This window comes from Paenibacillus sp. FSL H3-0321 (genome assembly GCF_038002865.1).
Classification (GTDB): Bacteria; Bacillota; Bacilli; order Paenibacillales; family Paenibacillaceae; genus Paenibacillus_AQ.
Window position 1 is genome coordinate 5,181,053 of record NZ_JBBODH010000001.1, and the last position, 18,662, is coordinate 5,199,714.

Sequence of the window (18,662 nt, forward strand, 5' to 3'; positions counted from 1 at the left end):
GACGGGGAATTGCCGTCCGGGGTGTGCGGCTAAGGCTGTTTTTGTATTGAAGAGTGATGAGGAGCCGCGGTAAACGGGAAGAAGGATAAGGGAGGGGGTTGGAAGAATAAGTAAGCGTGATGCGCATGAATTGGGGAATTGCAGTTAAACAGTGGGAGAACGGAGAAGGGGTTGCTTTATTTCAAGGCTTAGGACTTGCAGAAGATGCGGAAATTTTGGACTACGGTTGTGGCTTCGGACACTACACCTTTGCTGCATCAAAAGCTCTAAATGGCCGGGGGGACGGTTTATTCTGTTGATATTAATAAAGAATGCATGAAGGTTGTGGGTAAGGTATCCAGTGAAGAGCATTTAAATAACATTCAAGTTTTGATGGGGAATAAGGACTACACTTTGAATTTTGAGGACAGGTCTTTGGATATGATCATGTATTACGATATTTTACACGGCAACGGAACTCACCGGTTTACCTTGTACGAGGAAGCGAAGAGAACGTTAAAGCCAGATGCGATTTTATCTATTTTGCCTTTTCATTTATCTAATTTCCGAGATCAGGAAGGGAAAAAGAAAACGTACAACTATAAAAAAATCATAGATGAAGTTCTTGAGTTTGGTTTTTCTGTGCAGCAAGACCAGACGAAGATGGGCATTCATTTCGAAAAGTATCATAGTTCCTATTATATAGATAAAGGCTGTGTGGAGTTTGAGGCTTTGGAGAGAGCGGAAATACTCAACTTTAGAAAGAACAGCTGAATGCACTGAACAATTTGTTTCAGGGAGGGATATATCATGGACAGCAATACTTATTATATTTCTGAAGAAAACACTTTTATCATTGACTGTAAGGACGTAATTTTAAGAGAATTCAAAGTTTCTGATTTAGATAAGTTTCATTCACTTACATGGCAGCCTGAAATACATGAATACTTGCCAGGTTGGAACGTATCAAAAGAGCAAAGAGAAGATTGGTTAATAAATTACGAAATTCCAGAGAACAAGCAGTTTCTACATGCTGTATCGGAAGGTGGAGACATTGGTGAACTCCGTCTTCGCTTGGGAATTATATTGAAAGAGACGGGAGAGCTTATCGGCTGGTGCTGTACGGGATTAAAGGATGAATTGCCGCCCCCAAACCGAGAGATCATGTATGCCATATCAAAAGATCATAGAGGTAAAGGTTATACAACCCAAGCCGCACAAGGGATAGTCAAGTATTTATTTGAGAATACGAACGTCGAGTTGCTTAATGCTATTGCTCTTTTAATTAACTTGCCATCGAGTAGAGTCATACAAAAATGCGGGTTTGACTTTCAAGGTGTTATCGGGATTGATAACGATAGATTTAATTATTATAAACTTGATAAAAAGGGTTGGACAATCAAACGCTAAAAGTCGAACGCAGAACTAGAATGATTTTCATTCAATGGCACAGGAGGCAGACGATGAGCGGAAACGGATATAGATTTGTAATTGACGAGGCTACGTTTCAACTGCAGGAGGCCTACTCTTTTGATTGGCTGACGGCAATGGGGCGGGTGTTCCGCGTGTTTGATGAGCAGGATTCCGGAAATATCAGCTTTGGGGTTGAGCAAGACGGATGCAAGTATTTTGTGAAGTTCGCCGGAGTGAAAACGATGGAATTTCATGGTGTTCCTGCGGAAGCGGTTGAAAGATTGATTCAGGCGGTTCCTCTCTATGAGGAGCTGCAGCATCCGTCGCTAATCCAGTTGTTATCTCATGGTCCTGTGGAAACGGGATATGCAGTTGTTTTTGAATGGACGGAAGGCGAGTGCCTGCATTCACATTGGGCTTTTGGCGGAGCAGCCAAGTATAGTGATCCCAAATCGCCTTTTTACCGCTATAGGGCCTTGTCCACGGAGAAACGGCTGGATTCTCTGGAGGTCATCTTTGGCTTTCATGAATACATAGAGTCTAAAGGATATGTGGCTGTAGATTTTTATGATGGAAGCATTCTCTATGATTTCACTAAGGATCGTACAGCGATTTGCGATATTGATTTCTATCAGCCTAAGCCCTTCTTCAACGGCATGGGAGAGCAGCTATGGGGCTCCAAACGGTTCAAATCACCGGAAGAGTACCTTCTGGATGCCCCAATCGACGAAATCACCAATGTATATAATATGGGGGCTACTGCTTTTGTACTGCTGGGTGGAGAAAGTGACCGTTCCAGGGATAAATGGGAAGCGGGACCGGAACTGTACAAGGTTGCGCTGCGGGCCGTACATCCGGAGCGGGATCAGCGTTACCGGAGTATCTCGGAGTTCAAGTCGGAATGGGATAAGGCGAGGAAGGAAGCAAACGATGGATAATAAATCCACTGCAAAACAAATAGTTTTTTCGATAGTAAAGGCAATTATTATCGGTGTTATTTTGGGGTTAGCAGCAAAACTTGTGGATAATCCGAATATAAACCCGATATTTGACAATCTCGGAGGACGTCTTGGTATATGGGTATTTGTTGCAACACTGTTATCCGTTTTTAGCTATTCTCACAAATTAGCGGCTGTTAACATATTTGCCTTTTTCGGGTCGATGCTTACCGTTTATTATCTTTACACAACGATTGTGCTGCATTTTCTTCCAGAAAGAGAAATTGTTTTTTGGGGGTTATGCGCAGTGGTATCTCCTGTTTGTGCTTATGTTATGTGGTATGCACGCGGGAGCGGATTGTTTTCTAATCTTATTTCGGCCCTTCCAATCACAGTATTACTGTCAGAAGGGTTTGAATTACGTAACGCTTACTTACCCGTTCACCATCATTACTATTTAATTCCATGGCTTATGGGGATATATCTAATAATGATAGTTGTTTTGTTACTTACCATTCCGAAAAACAAAATTCAAATTTTGTCCATTCTGCCTATAGCCCTTATATTATCTTTTATCATGATCTATTTTAATGTTTTTGGCCGGATATTTGGTGGAATGAACGGTGTATTGTAGGGCCGGATTTCGCCGGGTACGAATAGTGGCAGAAAGAAGGATTACAGTGCTTGAAAAAAAAGGCATAGGATACAAGGAACTGAACGCAATGGCCAAACTGATCTGTGAACTGGAAGAGAAGCTGCTGAACACCGAGGTGCGCACTTCGCCGGATGAACTGTCGCGATTGCTGGCAGACGATTTTTTTGAATTTGGAAGCTCCGGGAAGGTATGGCATAAGCGGGACTTGATGGGCGAAGAAGGAGCGGGCGAGGTCCGAATGACCCTGAGCGGGTTCGAACTTCATCCGTTATCCGGGGAGGCTGTGCTGGCCACCTACCGGATCATGAACGAAGAGACGGGTGGAGAGACACTGCGCAGTTCAATCTGGAAATTCAGGGATGGGCGGTGGCAGATGTTTTTTCATCAAGGAACCCCAGTGAGGGGGTAGGGTTAATCAGGTTGTGGGGTTCCCCAACGGAGACCCTCTGTTTATAGGTTATCTATGCCTAGTCCCGGATCACATGCCCCTGCCCAAGGGTGACTTCCACAAACCCGGCCATCTGCCGGGCTTGATAGCGGATCGGCTTGCCGCTGCCCATGATGATGATATTGCGGATGTCGGCGGTGCCTTCCGAAGGCAGGGCAAAGGCCTTGATATTGGCGAATTCCCCGGCTAAAGTCGTGTGGATGGCCCCTATCAGGCGGTCCTTTTCGCTTCTGCCCATCAGGTTCATGATGATGGAGCCGCGGCTGTTCAGCTTGGAACGGGCCAGGGCGAAGAACTCGCTGGAGACCAGATGCCGGGGAGTACCGTCAGCGGTGAAGGCATCCAGAAGAATGAAGTCATAGCGGCGTTCCGGCTCGCCCTCCAGAATGCGCCGTCCGTCCCCGACAATGACATTATCCAGGCTGTAGCCAAAATGCTGCCGGCTCAGCTTCACGACCTCCGCATTCACTTCGGCCACTTTAAAGCGCTTCTCCGCAAAATAACCGGCAAGCGTTCCAATCCCATGTCCAATCAGGAATACATCTTCGAAATAAGGTTCGCCAGCCTCCATTAGATGGATCATTGCCCGCGGATATTCAAAGACCACCCGCCGGGGGTGGTCCAGATCAAGGGCGCCCTGAATGGCGTCTCCCGAAAACTGCAGTACGCGGAATCTGCCTCTCTCGCCATATAATTCTGTCGTTTCGTACACCTGGATTTCGGGGTTGTTCTCTGAGTTCAGGAACTCTGGATGCAAAGGTATCATTCTCCTTATACGAGCGAAATGCGTTTATATTCGTTCGGTGTAACACCGACAACCTTCTTGAACAGCTTGTTGAAATAAGCAGGGTCGGGATAGCCGACTTCGGTGCCGATTTCGTGCACCTTCAGATCCGGCGCATTCTTCAGCAGCTGCTTCGCTTTGCGGATGCGGATTTCAATCACATAATCGGTCAGAGTCAGCCCGGTCTCCTGCTTGAACAGCTTGCTTAAATAGCTTGGTGTCAAAAATACTATACCGGCCAGCATGTTCAAATCGGCATGCTGATTATAATGGGCGGCTACCCAGCGCTTGACCGTTTCAACGGCGGTACCGGACATCTCCAGCCGGTGCTTGCGGATTTCGTTCAGCGCAGCCGAGAAGGAGGAGGCGAAGAGTTCCTCAATTTCAGCAAAGGTCATGCAGGCTTCGATTTGCTCTTCCAGCCGCTGGCTGCAGTCTTTTCGGTAGACCGCTTCAAATTCCTGCAGCTCCTTGCGGGCAGTATCCTCAACCTGCCGGCAAGTGCGCAGAATCAAGTCGGGATAAGCCTGCTGCAGCTCCAGCACAGAGAACAGCTTGTGCAGCCCTTCCAGCACCCCGGCCACATTTAGAATCTGCAGCTCATGGATCAGCGGCTCCCGGAATGGAGGGAATGGATCACTGACAGCCTGCACCGGTGTCTGAAGCTCTCTAATCGTAACATAATGCAGCAGCAGCGGACTATAAATCCCTGCATCACAGGCCAGCTTGCCTTCAAGATAGGCTGTTCTAAATTTGCCGGGATCATCGTAGGAGCGGCTGGCCCCCGCATGGAGACGCTGGCCCTTGCTTGCAACGCCGATAATCTCTCCGATTTCGTGTGATTCTTCAGGGGTGAGCGGCTGCGCGGAATAACAGATCCATGCCTGCAGCCCTTTCTGCACTTCCAGCGTATCGAGGAGAAACGCCTTCTCTTGCCGCAGACTGTCTGCAATTCCGCAGACTTTTTCCCGGGAGCTTCCTTTAAGGACATAGACCGTGAAATAAGGCTGGGGCAAGGTAAGGCCGCTTAAAAGAACGGCAGAGGGCTCCTCGATATGCAGCAGGGAGTGCAGCAGGCCTGTGCGCTGGCATTCTTCTTTTTCACGCAACAGCTTCTGCTCCTTCTCCAGACTATACAGCACTTCGAAGAGTTGTTCTTTGTTGATAGGTTTGAGCAGATAATCTACCGCTGAACTGCGGATGGCTTCCCGGGCATAATTAAATTCAACGAATCCGCTCATCAGCAGGCTGCGAATTCCGGGGTGGTTCGCTTTAAGCTGCCGGATCAGCTCCAGCCCGTCGATTTGCGGCATACGGATATCGGTTATAACAACGTCAATGTGGAGCGAGGGGAGCGCATCAAGCAAATGTTTGCCGTCCGGATAAATGCCGGTGACAACGAAGGTGCTGCTCTCTTTGCTGATCATTCGTGCCAGACCTTCGCGAATCAGAACTTCATCATCTACAATCGCAATACGCAGCAAGCCGAGTCCCCCTTTTTGGAATGATATTATTCTTCGCTGTGATCGTCCGAAAGATCCTCGATTCGTAAGGTCACACGGGTTCCTGTGCCAAGTTCACTCTGCACGTGTAATCCGAAGGAGCCGCCGTAATGTAGACGGATGCGCTCATTCACATTTCGCAGACCGATTCCGAACATTTCACCGTCTGCCCCGCCCATCAGACTGTTATTCAAAGCGCGCAGGGTATCCTCATCCATACCTATTCCGTCATCCTCGACGCAAAATACAGTTTTACCGTCCTCCTCCCAAGCCGTAATGTTCAGTGTACCCGGCCCCTCCTTAGGTTCAAGCCCGTGAAAAACGGCATTCTCGACAATCGGCTGGAAGACCAGCTTGATCACCGGCAGCGGCAGGAATTCCTCCGGCACATGGATATTGAGCCGGAATTTATCCGGAAAGCGGATTTGCAGCAGATGCAAATAATTACGCACATGATCCAGCTCATGACGGATCGTAACGGTTTCTTCACTGCGGACAATACCGTAACGCATCTGCAGCCCGAGCAGATAGGTGAGCTTCGCGACGCGGGGGTCATCACTGCTCTCCGCCAGCATGCGGATGGACTCCAGTGTATTGTAAATAAAATGCGGGTTAATCTGGTTCTGCAGCGCCCGCATATCTGCCTTTTGTTTGCGTTTCTCCGTAAGGGAGACCTCCTGAAGCAGATCCTTGACCCGGATAATCATCCGGTTGAAGTGGCTGCCGAGCATCCCGATTTCGTCATTATATTTCGGATGCAGCCAGACATCCAGATTGCCGTGCTGCACCTGCTTCATCAGACGGACCATCGACTTCAGCGGTTTGGTCAGTGCATAGGAAATAAAGGTGGCAACGACGAGCGCGAAGGCAATAATCGACAGAGTAGTGAAAATCAGCCGGTTGCGGTTCTTCTCCACCGGGGAGAGGATACGGTCCAGCGGAATGGAAACAATGGTCGTCCAACCGGTCTTCTGGGATACCCTGTACACTGCAAGAACATCAAGGCCATCCAAAGTGATTTGAAAGTGGCCATTGGGAGTGGTAACTTTCTGCAGCAGCATCTGTGCATGTTCCCGTTGTTTCGGGGTCTCTTGGCCGTCCATATGCTCACCGTCGTACATTAATTCGCCCTTGTCGTCCACGATCAGCGTATTGCCCTGGGTGACGGCGTTTACAGGATCAACGATCCCCTTGAAGAGGTTGTTGATATCAATGTCGAAGACAAGGATTCCGATATTTTTGAGCGTGCTGACCGAGGTAATGGTGCGCAGAACGCTGAACACTTCTTTGTGGTCGCCGGAGTTTACTCGGATCGTATGCCTGCCTTGGACTACCGGAGCTGCACCGGCCCCCTCAGTGAGGCTCTGCCACTGCGCCAGCCGTTCCGCCGGGAACAATTCATTGATGCCGGGAGCCCTGTCAAAAAAAACGGAACCGTATTTGTCCACTAAGTATACGGCAATAATCTGTTCTTTCGTATGGTTCAAATAGCTCAGGAACATCGACATGCTGGTGTTCTTTTCCCAATCGGTATTACGCTGCTCCAGGTAGAACTGAACATCGGTATTGTACAGCGGCAGCGCCGTGTACCGCTTGAGATCGGCAACATACCGGTCTATGGTATCCGAAGCGCTGTCTGCCATCTGTCCGGCACTCTTTGTGGAGCTCGACAGCACCGAGTTGAAGGTGGAGCGTGAAGAAAGATAACTGACGTAAGTGATTGGCAGGGAGATCAGAAAAATAAATACGACAATCAGCTTCCGCTCCATCGGCAGGTTGGCCAGGAACAGCCACATGCGGCGGACAATTCTCTTGATGTAAGATACCACTATGGTTATTCCTTTCCGTACCCCCTATTTGACAGCGCCGCTGGTTACCCCCTCAAAGATATAACGCTGCAGGAAGAAGTAAAGAATGACTGTCGGCAGCAGGATAAGCAGAATGGCTGCACAGATCAAATTCCAATCGGCCGTATTAACCCCCTGAAAACGCATGAGGACGGTGGTAACGACACCCAGGCTTTGTTTTGGCATATATAGATAGGGGATGTACATGTCATTGTAGATGCTGATCGTCTTCAAAATAATCAGTGTTGCCGTCGCCGGTGACAGCAGCGGGAAGATGATCGAACGGTAGATTTTGAACAGGGAGGCACCCTCAACCATCGCATTCTCATCGAGATCAACGGGGATGTTGCGGATGAACTGCAAATACAGGATGATCTGAATGACGTCTGCCCCGATATAAAGTACGATTGGAGCACCCAAGGTGTTGTAGAGGCCCATATTTTTGATGATGCCAAAGGTCGCTACCTGAGTAGTAATGCTTGGAATGATGGTCGCCACAAGGTAAGCACCAAATACAATCGGCTTCAACTTGAAAGAGAACCGCCCCAGTACATATGCCACCATTGTCCCAAACAGAATGTTCAGGGTCAATGTAATAATGATAATAATCAGTACGTTGCCGAAGCCGCTGAGCAGTCCGCCGCGCTGAAACACAGTCACGAAGTTATCGAAGTTGAAGAAACTGCGCGGCAGAGCCATGGAACTGCTGCTGTTAAATTCATCGGTTGATTTAAAGGCGTTGACCACCACTACATAAGGCGGAAAGAGTACGACGAATACACCGATAAGCAGCGTGAAGTATTTAAAAATGTCTTTTAGGTTAAGTTTGGAATGTTCCATGCTACTTATCTCCTCCCCGGTTAAGAACCAATTGCTGCAGCAAGAGCACGACAACGACAATGAAGATCAGGATAACGCTCATCGCTGAGGCCAGGCCGTAGTTATTAAAAGCAAAGGCGGTATCCACTACCCGCTGAACATAAGTCTGGCTGGCACCCGCCGGGCCGCCCTTCGTCAGCACGAATGGCAGATCGAACACTTCCAGCGCGCCGGTTACGGTGAGGAATAAATTCAATTGAATGACGGGCTTCATATTCGGCAGCGTAATTCTCCACAGCGTCTGAAACGAGCCTGCACCATCTATTTTGGCTGCTTCATAAATGTCTTTCGGAATCGCCTGCAGCGAGGCAATGTAAATGACCATGTTGTAGCCCATGAACCGCCAAAAACCAGTGGAAGCGAGCGAGTAGTTCACCAGTCCTTCAGTACCGAGCCAACTGGTCTGTCCTAGTCCGGTGAGGCCGATGCTGTTCAGGAACATATTGAGAGAACCATTGGTAGTATCAAACACATAGCCGAACATGAAGGCCACGGCCACACCGTTCATGATATAAGGCAGGAAGAGCATAATCCGGAACCCGTTTTTACCCCGCAGCTTGCTGTTCAGCACAACGGCGAAATAAATGGCGACAATATTCTGGACAATCCCCATCGCAAAGTAGGCGAAGTTATGGGTGAACACCTTGAAAATATCAGGATTGCCAAAAACCTCGCGGTAATTGTCCAGACCGACCCAAGGCTTCTCGGGGCTGTACCCGTCCCAGTTGGTAAAGCTGTAATAGACCAGTTTAATGGCCGGATAATAAGTGAATGTCGCCAGCAGGAGCAGTGGAATCAGCAGGAAGGATACAATGATAATGAGCTTTTGTTTGTTATAGGATAATGTTCCGAACATCGCTTAACCTTCTTTCTGAATAGCGCTTTGGTCAATGACGACAAAATGGATTATCCGGAGAAAGCGATAATCCATTTTGCGCCGGGGGATTGCTAGGTTCTAACGTTGCTGATCTTGCTAAAGATCAATAGCCGAGGTCTTTTTTGGCTTTGGCCCAGGCTTTGTTCCATTTGTCGAAGACGGATTGCGGGTCCTTGGCCAGGACGAATTCCTGTACCATAGCCGGCAGGTCGAGCTGTGCCTTATTGGTAATTTCTGTTACCTTGGCATCGTCCACTGTACCCTCTTGCAGGGTTACGCCGGTCGCCTGGAATTCCTTCAGCTGGGTCAGCTTAGATTCTTTGCCTTTCAGCGGGGAGATAAATCCGGCAAAATCCTCATAACCGGAATCCTCGATCATCCATTTCACGAACGCTTTGGCAGCATCCAGATTTTTGCTGTCCTTGGCTACAGCATAGAAGAAGTCAGGGCTGAGCGGGGCAGTAAGTGTGCCCGAGTTGTCATAAGGAAGCGGGAAGAAACCTACGTTGTCGGAAGTGGTGCCAGCGCCGATAACTTGATTGATGACCCAATTGCCAAGGAAGTACATGGCGAATTTACCTGAGGCAATATCCTTCTTCGATTGTTCCCAGTTGGTGGAGTTGATGTCTTTTTCCAGATAGCCCTTTTCGTTCAGCTCTCTAAGCAGGTTGAGTGATTTTCCGTAGCCGTTGTCCATAGTGAAAGGTGTTTCAGAGGTCAGCTTTTCGTTCGGGAAATCCGGGTTGCCTGCAATCACGCGGGGAACAGAGTACACCCAATCGTTAAGCGGCCATTTGTCCTTGAAGTTGGAAGCGAGCGGAATCACACCTTTGGCTTTAAGCTTTTCGCAGGCAGCAAGGAATTCATCCCAAGTCTTAGGAATTTCGGTGATGCCTGCATCGGCGAAGGCTTTTTTATTGTAGACAATGCCTGAGGTGGAGTTGCCTGTGGTAATTCCGTACAGCTTGCCTTCAAAGGATTTGAAATCTTTAAAGGTGATCTGATCATTCAGGCCGAGATCGTCCAGAGAAGCAAAATATTTCGGAAGATCGGAGTTAGGAATGGAAGGAACAAACATCACATCGGGAAGCTCACCACTGGCCATTCTGACCTTGGCTTGCTGGTTGTAGTCCGTTTGGGAAGCTTCGAACTCGACCTTTATGTTCGGATACTTCTCGTTAAAGCGTTTAACATATTCGTCATACTCTTTGCCGATCATATCGGTTCTGTTGGTCAGGAAGGTGATCTTTCCGCTAATGTCGGAACCGCTTCCAGCCGCCGGCTCAGTAGTTGCTTCACTGCCGGAATTCTCTGGTGCTTTGGTTGCAGCCGGCTCATCTGTGGCTTTAGCTGCATTGTTATTATTGTTCGATCCGCAGCCTGTCAGAGATAAAGAGAAGGTCAAGGTGATAACAAAAAATAACGAAAATAACTTGTTTCTCATTGCGTTGTCCCCTTTTCGTTTTGATGTTAGCGTTTACATTATCATTATAGCGTCATTGATTCCAGCATTAAATGTATTCAATTATTATTTGTTGTCTTTATTTGTTTTCTTTCTGGGTTTATAATTACTTTGTTGCTAACAATAAGATAACAAAATATAATGAAACAAATGAATTTTGCTGAAATAGGGAGGACTTATGAAACCATATCATCTTGAATTGACAAACTGGGAATTTAGAGCTTGCGGTGACGAAACGTGGCTTCCGGCGGTTGTGCCGGGAACGGTACACACGGATTTGCTCCGCAATGGACTTATTTCACAGCCCTTTTATGGAAAGAACGAGCATGAGCTGCAGTGGATCGACAAGAAGGACTGGGAGTACAGAAGCAAGCTGCGGCTGGAGGAAGAATGGCAGAGTCTGGCCATTACGGAATTGGTCTTTGCGGGCTTGGACACCTATGCCGATGTTTTTGTGAATAATGTGCATGCGCTTTCAGCAGACAACATGTTCCGGGCCTGGACTGTAAATGTCAAAGGGCTGCTAGTGGCCGGTGACAATGAAATTCTCGTGAAATTCCGTTCCGTAGTTAAGGAAGACCTGCCGAAGCTGGCGCAGCTGGGGTATGATCTGCCGGCACCTAATGATCAATCAGAGCTGGGCGGACTGCAAGAACAGCGGATTAGCGTGTTTGCCCGCAAAGCGCCTTATCATTATGGCTGGGACTGGGGCCCGAGATTTCTTACCAGCGGAATCTGGCGGGAAGCGGTGCTGCAAGGCCGGGATGCCGCAGCCATTACGGATCTCTATATCCGCCAGAATGAAGTCAAGCGGGAAGAGGCGCGGCTTACAGCTGTCGTGGAGATTGAAGCTCCGCAAGCTTGCGAGGGAATGCTGCGGATCACGACTGCTAATGGACAGGAATGGATGCAAGCGGTTTCTGTTCCTTCCGGCAAGCACACTGTGGAGATGGATATTGTCGTTGACCAGCCGGAGTTATGGTGGTGCAATGGGCTGGGCACGCCTCATTTAACTACCTTCCAGGCAGAGTTGCTGGATAGCGCTACGGTATTGTCCAGTGCAGAAGTAACTACCGGGCTGCGGGAGATCAAGCTGATCCGCAAACCTGATGCGAAGGGCGCTTCATTCCAGTTTGAGCTGAACGGCGTTCCGGTATTCGCAAAGGGCTCCAACCATATTCCGAACGACAGCTTCACCACGGAAATAACGGAGGAACGTTACCGGCACGAGATTGCCACAGCGGTAGAGTCGAACATGAACATGCTGCGGGTGTGGGGCGGCGGGATCTATGAGGAGGAAGTTTTTTACCGGCTGTGCGATGAGTATGGGCTGCTGGTCTGGCAGGATTTCATGTTCGCCTGCAGCATGTACCCGGGAGATGAGCCTTTTCTTGAGAATGTACGGAAGGAAGCAGAATACAACGTACGCAGATTGCGCAATCATCCCTGCATCGCCCTATGGTGCGGCAATAATGAGATTGACTCCGCCTGGTCGCAATATGAGGATAACATGGGCTGGGGCTGGAAAGAAGGCTACAGCGCCGAGATCCGCGAAACGCTTTGGGGTTATTATGAAGAAATCTTCCACCGCATTCTGCCGGAAGCGGTAGCGGCTTATCATCCGGGTGCTGATTACTGGCCATCCTCTCCGCTTCGTGAACTTACTACTGATCAAGACCAGCATGCGACGCGGATCATGGGTGAGGGCGATATTCATTACTGGGGTGTGTGGCACGGGATTGAGCCTTTTGAGAACTATAACGTCAAGGTAGGCCGCTTCATGAGCGAATACGGCTTCCAGTCCTTCCCTGAGCTGAAATCGGTACTGAGCTACGCGGAGGAAGAGGATATGGAGCTGGAATCGGAAGTGATGCTGGCTCACCAGAAGAATGGACGGGGCAACCTGATCATTAAAGAGTATATGGACATCTACCTGCCGCAGCCGAAGGACTTCAGGTCATTCCTGTATATGAGTCAGATTCTTCAGGCAGAGGCGATGAGAATTGCTATTGAAAGCCACAGAAGAAACAAACCGTATTGCATGGGAACGTTGTACTGGCAGATGAACGACTGCTGGCCGGTGGCTTCCTGGGCTGGCATGGATTATTACGGCCGCTGGAAGGCACTGCAATATACGGTGCGCAAAAGCTTCCAGGAACTTCTGCTCTCAATTGAAGAGATGGATGGGGAGAACCTGCAAGTGCATGCCGTTTCAGATCTTCAAAAGGCACTGGCTGGTGAACTGGTACTCCGGCTGTATGATTTCAGCGGCTTGCTATTGCGTGAATGGACACAGCCGGTTCAGCTGGAGGCCGATTCGGCTGCGGTGGTCTTCGTGGTGCCGACTGCGGAACTGCTGCAGGGCAACGATCCGAAGCAGGTGGTATTGGTGGCTTCTCTGCTGGCGGATGGCTCCCTGCTGGAGCGCAAGGAGCATTACTTCGCTGCGGCAAAGGACAGCAAGCTGAACCGGCCGGTTCTTACGGTGACCGAGATTCCGGGCAGCCTGGACTTTGCGGTCAGCAGCGATGTGCTGGCCAGAGGGGTGTACCTGACGGCGGTAGAGGAAGGTATCTTCTCGGATAACTTCTTTGATCTGCTTCCGGGTGAGCCGAAGACGGTGCAGTTTATGCTGCGGGGCAATGGAGAACGTGACTTCATTCCGGCAGCGCCAAAGGGGCTTGAGATTCATTCGATGGCTGACTATGTGAAGGAAGATTACCTGGGGTAAAAAACAGTAGAGAGAAGGAACCGGACCATGGCAATTTGGGTACAGGAAGACAAGGGGATATTTCATTTACAGAGCAAGGGTATGAGTTATATTATCGGCATCTTCAATAACTATCCGATGCATGTCTATTGGGGTAAAAAACTGCGCCAGGACGGCAATCTGGGTGGTCTGCCGCATCTCGGGGCGGGCACCGGCCTGGACCGGCTTCCGCAGGAATACCCGCAGTACGGCACGGGAGATTTCCGTGTGCCGGCTTATCAGGCAAAGCTTGCGGACGGCACGCGGATTACTGAGCTGCAGTACACCGGATACCGTGTACTGCAGGGCAAGCCAACGCTCGCCGGACTTCCTTCCGTGTATGTGGAGTCCCCTGAAGAAGCAGATACGCTGGAAATTACGATGCGTGATGATTACTCGTCGCTGAACGTTATTTTACGCTATACCGTATATCGTGACACGGATGTGATTGCCCGCTCGGTAGAATTTGTTAATGACGGCCAGGCGCCGCTTGATCTGCTGCGCGCGCTGAGCGCTTCCGTCGATTTCCCGGAGGACGGCCAGTTTGATCTGATCTATCTTTCCGGCGGCTGGTCGCGGGAAGCGAATCTGACCCGCAGACGCCTGGAGCAGGGCACTACCGCACTCCAGTCCCGCCGTGGAATGAGCAGCCATCAGCACAATCCGTTTGCCGCGCTGGCCAAGCCGGGTACAGACGAGCACCAGGGCGAGGTATACGGCTTCTCGCTGGTCTACAGCGGCGGGTTTGCGGCTGAAGCGGAGGTGGATGCCTTTGGTTCCACCCGTCTCTGCATTGGGCTGAACCCTTTTGACTTCTCCTGGCATCTGGCTGCGGGAGAAAGCTTCCAGACTCCTGAAGTTGTTATGGTCTACTCGAATGAAGGCCTTGGGGGCATGTCACGGATTTATCACCGCCTGTACCGCACCCGTCTGGTAAGGGGGATGTACCGCGACAAGGAGCGGCCGATTCTGGTGAATAACTGGGAGGCGACCTATTTCAATTTCAATGCCGACAAGCTGGTGGAGATCGCCGCCGAAGGCTCGAAGCTGGGCATCGAGCTGTTTGTGCTCGATGACGGCTGGTTCGGCAAGCGTGATTCCGACAACTCCTCGCTCGGCGACTGGACCGAGGACCTGCGTAAGCTGCCGGGCGGACTGGCTGATGTGGCGAAGCGGGTCAACGACCTTGGTATGCAGTTCGGCCTGTGGGTGGAGCCGGAAATGATCTCGCCGGACAGCGAGCTGTACCGTGAGCATCCGGACTGGTGCCTCCATGTGCCGGGACGCCGCCGCACCGAAGCCCGCTGGCAGCTGGTGCTGGACTTTACCCGTGCGGAGGTCCGGGAGTACATCTACGATGCGCTGAGCAAGATCTTCTCCACCGTGCCGGTTGCTTATGTCAAATGGGACATGAACCGCAACCTGACGGAGATCGGCTCGGCTTGCCTGCCGGCTGAGCGCCAGGGGGAAACTGCCCACCGCTATGTGCTGGGCCTGTATGAGCTGATCGAGCGCCTGACGGCGGACTTCCCGCATATTCTCTTCGAGAGCTGCTCCAGCGGCGGCGGCCGCTTCGATCCGGGTCTGCTCTACTATATGCCGCAGACCTGGACCAGCGACGACACCGACGCCGCGGAACGCTTGAAGATCCAGTACGGCACCAGCCTGGTGTATCCGGTCAGTGCGATGGGCGCGCATGTCTCGGCGGTGCCGAATCACCAGGTTGGACGCGTCACGCCGCTGTCCTTCCGCGGGGATGTCGCCATGTCCGGGAACTTCGGCTATGAGCTTGACCTGACGAAGTTCACGGACGAGGAGAAGGAGCTGGTGAAAGAGCAGGTAGCGAATTATAAAGAAATTCGCGGCCTGGTGCAGCAGGGCAATCTGTACCGGCTGCAGAGCCCGTTCGAGGGCAACGAGACGGCCTGGATGTTCGTCTCGGACGATCAGCGCGAGGCGCTGGTCTATTACTTCCGGGTAATGGCTGTGCCTTACCCGCCGCGCCGCAGCCTCCTGCTCAGCGGCCTGAACCCCGACTATGACTACACGCTTACAGACAGCGGTGAAGTATACGGCGGTGACCGGCTGATGCAGGCCGGGCTGGCGCTGCCGGACATCCAGCAGGACTATGTGAGCGGATGTTTCCACTTAAAGGCACAAGCATAATTAGCATTTAGGAGAGCAGGAGAAGCCAGGGAGACTTGGCTTCTTTTGTTTTGTTTGGGGAATAATGCGGTGGAATGGGAGGTGGAAATGCGTCTGAATTCGGCAAATTTTTCTGAACGTTGACCCGCTGAAAAGCGCTAATCGTTCGTGTTTAATGTAACTTTCATGTGAGTTATTGCTTTTTTGTTGCCGAAAATGCGATATTTATGTATAATAACAATTGCTATCGAAGGAATTGTACGATATTCTGTTTTCAAAGGTGGTTTCATGGCAGAACTGGAAAACAGCGAGCAGAAGAAGAAAATGTGCCAGATCTACAATGAGATCTCTAAGGATTTGTTTGGTTTCGGGACGACCCTGCTCCGCGTTACTGTCGATCAGCGGGTCATTACCTTTCACGCCAAGCACCGCAGATCTCCCCGGTCGACCGCCTTGGAAGGCGAGGCGCCTGAACTTAAGCAGGAAGTGGATTTTCGGATGTCACTGCTGTTTAAGAAGAGATTTAAGGAAAGACTTGAAGCAGAGATGGGACTAACGATTGAGGTTCTGCTCAGGGATTACGACGCACCGACAGGGTGGGCCTTTACGAATATGATATTGGCCGGAGAATGACAGATTCAACATGATATCTGCGGATTTTCGTTTTTGATCTATCTTAAGCGAAGACCGTCCTTTTATTACGGGTAGCTCTTTGCTTTGTTTATACAAAGAAAAGTGTTCTTGTTCCTACAAGAATGCTTTTCTTTTTTTTATGAAAAAATAAGGGGAATCAAGATTTTACTACCAACAGGAGGTGCTGCCAAACCGTTTTCCGCCAGAAGCTCACTGGAATGAAGAGAACTGAAATTGCCGCAACTATAGGATGAAGACTGGATTTGTACAGCATATTACACTTGGGAGGTTATTTACTAATGAAAAAAATAATGAATGCGGGCCTTGCCCTTACACTGACTGCTGTGCTTGCTGCTTGCGGCAACAATACCTCGACGAACAACACAGGAACTAATAACGCAGCTGCACCTGAAGCGGCACAATCGGGCGAGCCTACGGAACTGGTTGTCTCCACCTGGGGCTTTTCGGAAGATTTCTTCAAGGAATCGGTCTATGCGCCGTTTGAGAAAGAGCACAATGTGAAAATCGTGGTGGAAATCGGCAACAACGCCGAGCGTCTGAACAAAATCCGTCAAGGCAGCTCCGATGTGGATGTCATTTATCTGTCGGACTATTATGCGCAGCAGGCAATTAATGAAGGGTTGTTCGAAACGATCGACAGCAGCAAGATTCCGAATCTCCAGAACCTTTATGATATCGCCAAAGCCCCGCTGGGTGCAGAATATGGTCCTGCGTATACGATCGGACGCCTGGGAATTGCCTATAATCCGGCACTGGTTAAAGGCGACGTAACCGGCTGGAGCGATCTGTGGACGAAGTTTGAGAAAAACCTGGCGATGCCGGCAATTACAGCTACAGCAGGTCCAATGGTTGTAGATGCGGCATCTCTTGCGGCGGGCAATGCGGACTTCAACGAGGATACAGCATTCACGAAGCTGAAGGAGCTGGACAGTAACGTTGTTAAATACTACGCCCAGACTTCCGAGTATGTGAACATGTTCGGCCAGGAGGAAATTGCCGGCGGTCCGATTATGGAAATGTACTTCAAGGATCTGCAGGCTGCTGTGCCTGACGCCAAATTTATCGCACCGTCTGAAGGTGCTTATGCCGTAATGAATACAGTCAACGTCGTCAAAGACAGCAACAATAAAGAGCTTGCCGAAGAATTCATCAACTGGCAGCTGAGCGATGAAGTGCAGGCGGCATCCGCCAAAGCAAAGGTCGATTCCCCAGTCAATATGAACGTAATGCTGACACCTGAAGAAGCTGTGGGCGTAACGTACGGACCGGATGTCATCGGCAAGCTGCGCAAGCTGGATATGTCCTTCGTGAACGAGCACATTACAGAGTGGACGGACCGCTTCAACCGTGAGATTGGCGGCTAAGGATGACGGGGCGTAAAAAAGTCATTCTGGACGTAGATACTGGGGTGGATGACGCGCTGGCGATTATGCTGGCGGTGACGAGCGGACAGCTCGACATTCTCGGCATCACCACGGTCAGCGGCAATGTCTCGCTGGATCAGGCAACCCTGAACACCTGTAAAATTCTCCAGCTGCTCGGCGTGTCCGGGCAGATTCCGGTATACCGCGGAGCGGACAAGCCGCTGGCCCGCGAAGCGATTTTTGAGCACCGTGTGCACGGTGCGGATGGCATCGGCGGTGCATTGGGTGATATGCCGGTAACAAAGCAGGCGGAAACAGAGCCTGCGGAGGACTTCATCATCCGCCAGGTGCTGGCGCAGCCCGGCGAAATCACGCTGATCATGACCGCGCCGCTGACCAATCTGGCGCGCGCGCTGCAGAAATGCCCGGAGCTTACGCAGCATGCCGCCGAGGTAATCGTCATGGGCGGCGTGGTGCAGGGCTTCGGCAATATCACGCCGACGGCGGAATACAACATGTATGTCGATCCGGAGGCCGCGAAGCAGGTACTGGCTGCCGGGTTCCCCCGGCTGACGCTGGTCGGGCTGGATGTGACCCGCCGTGCGCTGCTTAGCGCGGAGGACATTGCGAAGCTGCGCATTCCGGCAATCCGCGATTATGTGGAGCAGAGCACCTCCGGCTACCGGGAGCGTTATTATGAGCGCAACGGTGTGCAGGCCTGTGCCCTGCATGATCCGCTGGCGGTTGGCGTGGCACTGAACCGCGGGTTCGTCACCGTGCACGATTATTATGTGGACGTGGAGACCCGCAGCGAGCTGTGCGACGGCCAGACCGTCTGCGATTTCCAGAACCGGCTGGGCAAGCCGGTAAATGCCGCTGTCTGCCTGGAGGTGGACGCGGCTGCTTTTCTGGAGTGTTTCATTGATAGCTTGAATCAAGAGCCGAAGAAGGACGGGAGTCATTAGA

Annotated in this window: 16 protein-coding genes; 10 read left to right on the forward strand and 6 right to left on the reverse strand. The window is 50.8% G+C overall.

Annotated features, from left to right (window positions below; all coding sequences use genetic code 11):
• The first annotated feature begins 270 nt into the window (after window positions 1-270).
• The 5 genes from MHI45_RS23255 to MHI45_RS23275 all read left to right on the forward strand — a co-directional run bounded on the left by MHI45_RS23255 (window position 271) and on the right by MHI45_RS23275 (window position 3,394).
• On the forward strand, window positions 271-753 hold the full coding sequence (locus MHI45_RS23255; RefSeq protein ID WP_076110421.1) for a methyltransferase domain-containing protein: 483 nt from the start codon (window positions 271-273) through the stop codon (window positions 751-753).
• A gap of 36 nt (window positions 754-789) precedes the next feature.
• Entirely contained in the window at window positions 790-1,389 is a 600-nt protein-coding gene (locus MHI45_RS23260; protein WP_076110420.1) for a GNAT family N-acetyltransferase, read from the forward strand.
• Between the two features lie 53 nt (window positions 1,390-1,442).
• Entirely contained in the window at window positions 1,443-2,330 is an 888-nt protein-coding gene (locus MHI45_RS23265; RefSeq protein ID WP_076110419.1) for a serine/threonine protein kinase, read from the forward strand.
• Entirely contained in the window at window positions 2,323-2,964 is a 642-nt protein-coding gene (locus MHI45_RS23270) for a hypothetical protein (protein WP_076110418.1), read from the forward strand. Before MHI45_RS23265 ends, MHI45_RS23270 begins: the two co-directional genes overlap by 8 nt.
• 88 nt (window positions 2,965-3,052) lie before the next feature.
• Window positions 3,053-3,394, forward strand: a complete 342-nt coding sequence (locus MHI45_RS23275) for a nuclear transport factor 2 family protein (protein ID WP_076110440.1) — start codon at window positions 3,053-3,055, stop codon at window positions 3,392-3,394.
• Window positions 3,395-3,452: 58 nt separating this feature from the next.
• Here MHI45_RS23275 and MHI45_RS23280 read toward each other — a convergent pair whose 3' ends face one another.
• The 6 genes from MHI45_RS23280 to MHI45_RS23305 form a co-directional block, all read right to left on the reverse strand.
• Window positions 3,453-4,199 carry a spermidine synthase gene (locus MHI45_RS23280; RefSeq protein WP_076110417.1) on the reverse strand — a complete coding sequence of 249 codons (747 nt, stop codon included), beginning with the start codon at window positions 4,197-4,199 and terminating at the stop codon, window positions 3,453-3,455.
• 5 nt (window positions 4,200-4,204) lie between these two features.
• Window positions 4,205-5,701, reverse strand: coding sequence for a response regulator (locus MHI45_RS23285; RefSeq protein WP_076110416.1), 1,497 nt, complete (start codon window positions 5,699-5,701; stop codon window positions 4,205-4,207).
• Between the two features lie 26 nt (window positions 5,702-5,727).
• On the reverse strand, window positions 5,728-7,548 hold the full coding sequence (locus MHI45_RS23290) for a cache domain-containing sensor histidine kinase (RefSeq protein WP_076110415.1): 1,821 nt from the start codon (window positions 7,546-7,548) through the stop codon (window positions 5,728-5,730).
• A 24-nt stretch (window positions 7,549-7,572) separates the two neighbouring features.
• Entirely contained in the window at window positions 7,573-8,406 is an 834-nt protein-coding gene (locus MHI45_RS23295) for a carbohydrate ABC transporter permease (RefSeq protein ID WP_076110414.1), read from the reverse strand.
• Window position 8,407: 1 nt separating this feature from the next.
• Entirely contained in the window at window positions 8,408-9,301 is an 894-nt protein-coding gene (locus tag MHI45_RS23300) for a carbohydrate ABC transporter permease (protein ID WP_038586119.1), read from the reverse strand.
• Window positions 9,302-9,425: 124 nt separating this feature from the next.
• Window positions 9,426-10,766 carry an ABC transporter substrate-binding protein gene (locus MHI45_RS23305; protein WP_076110413.1) on the reverse strand — a complete coding sequence of 447 codons (1,341 nt, stop codon included), beginning with the start codon at window positions 10,764-10,766 and terminating at the stop codon, window positions 9,426-9,428.
• 196 nt (window positions 10,767-10,962) lie between these two features.
• Here MHI45_RS23305 and MHI45_RS23310 point away from each other — a divergent pair, with 196 nt between their 5' ends.
• The 5 genes from MHI45_RS23310 to MHI45_RS23330 all read left to right on the forward strand — a co-directional run bounded on the left by MHI45_RS23310 (window position 10,963) and on the right by MHI45_RS23330 (window position 18,661).
• Complete coding sequence (locus MHI45_RS23310; protein ID WP_076110412.1) at window positions 10,963-13,515, forward strand: beta-mannosidase; 2,553 nt, start codon at window positions 10,963-10,965, stop codon at window positions 13,513-13,515.
• Between the two features lie 27 nt (window positions 13,516-13,542).
• Window positions 13,543-15,699: an alpha-galactosidase gene (locus MHI45_RS23315; protein ID WP_076110411.1), complete on the forward strand. Its 2,157-nt coding sequence runs from the start codon at window positions 13,543-13,545 to the stop codon at window positions 15,697-15,699.
• 267 nt (window positions 15,700-15,966) lie between these two features.
• A complete protein-coding gene (locus MHI45_RS23320; protein WP_076110410.1) occupies window positions 15,967-16,311 on the forward strand; it encodes a DUF2294 domain-containing protein in 345 nt (114 codons plus the stop codon).
• 299 nt (window positions 16,312-16,610) lie between these two features.
• Window positions 16,611-17,696 (forward strand): ABC transporter substrate-binding protein, encoded by a 1,086-nt coding sequence (locus tag MHI45_RS23325; protein WP_076110409.1) that lies wholly within the window; start codon window positions 16,611-16,613, stop codon window positions 17,694-17,696.
• A gap of 2 nt (window positions 17,697-17,698) precedes the next feature.
• A complete protein-coding gene (locus MHI45_RS23330; protein WP_076110408.1) occupies window positions 17,699-18,661 on the forward strand; it encodes a nucleoside hydrolase in 963 nt (320 codons plus the stop codon).
• The last annotated feature ends 1 nt before the right edge of the window (window position 18,662 follow it).

Excerpts from the sequence above, each read along its gene's own strand:
- MHI45_RS23255 (WP_076110421.1), top strand. The coding sequence starts at position 271 with ATGGCCGGGGGGACGGTTTATTCTGTTGATATTAATAAAGAATGCATG.
- MHI45_RS23260 (WP_076110420.1), top strand. The coding sequence starts at position 790 with ATGGACAGCAATACTTATTATATTTCTGAAGAAAACACTTTTATCATT.
- MHI45_RS23265 (WP_076110419.1), top strand. The coding sequence starts at position 1,443 with ATGAGCGGAAACGGATATAGATTTGTAATTGACGAGGCTACGTTTCAA.
- MHI45_RS23270 (WP_076110418.1), top strand. The coding sequence starts at position 2,323 with ATGGATAATAAATCCACTGCAAAACAAATAGTTTTTTCGATAGTAAAG.
- MHI45_RS23275 (WP_076110440.1), top strand. The coding sequence starts at position 3,053 with ATGGCCAAACTGATCTGTGAACTGGAAGAGAAGCTGCTGAACACCGAG.
- MHI45_RS23280 (WP_076110417.1), bottom strand. The coding sequence starts at position 4,199 with ATGATACCTTTGCATCCAGAGTTCCTGAACTCAGAGAACAACCCCGAA.
- MHI45_RS23295 (WP_076110414.1), bottom strand. The coding sequence starts at position 8,406 with ATGGAACATTCCAAACTTAACCTAAAAGACATTTTTAAATACTTCACG.
- MHI45_RS23300 (WP_038586119.1), bottom strand. The coding sequence starts at position 9,301 with ATGTTCGGAACATTATCCTATAACAAACAAAAGCTCATTATCATTGTA.
- MHI45_RS23305 (WP_076110413.1), bottom strand. The coding sequence starts at position 10,766 with ATGAGAAACAAGTTATTTTCGTTATTTTTTGTTATCACCTTGACCTTC.
- MHI45_RS23310 (WP_076110412.1), top strand. The coding sequence starts at position 10,963 with ATGAAACCATATCATCTTGAATTGACAAACTGGGAATTTAGAGCTTGC.
- MHI45_RS23315 (WP_076110411.1), top strand. The coding sequence starts at position 13,543 with ATGGCAATTTGGGTACAGGAAGACAAGGGGATATTTCATTTACAGAGC.
- MHI45_RS23320 (WP_076110410.1), top strand. The coding sequence starts at position 15,967 with ATGGCAGAACTGGAAAACAGCGAGCAGAAGAAGAAAATGTGCCAGATC.
- MHI45_RS23325 (WP_076110409.1), top strand. The coding sequence starts at position 16,611 with ATGAAAAAAATAATGAATGCGGGCCTTGCCCTTACACTGACTGCTGTG.
- MHI45_RS23330 (WP_076110408.1), top strand. The coding sequence starts at position 17,699 with ATGACGGGGCGTAAAAAAGTCATTCTGGACGTAGATACTGGGGTGGAT.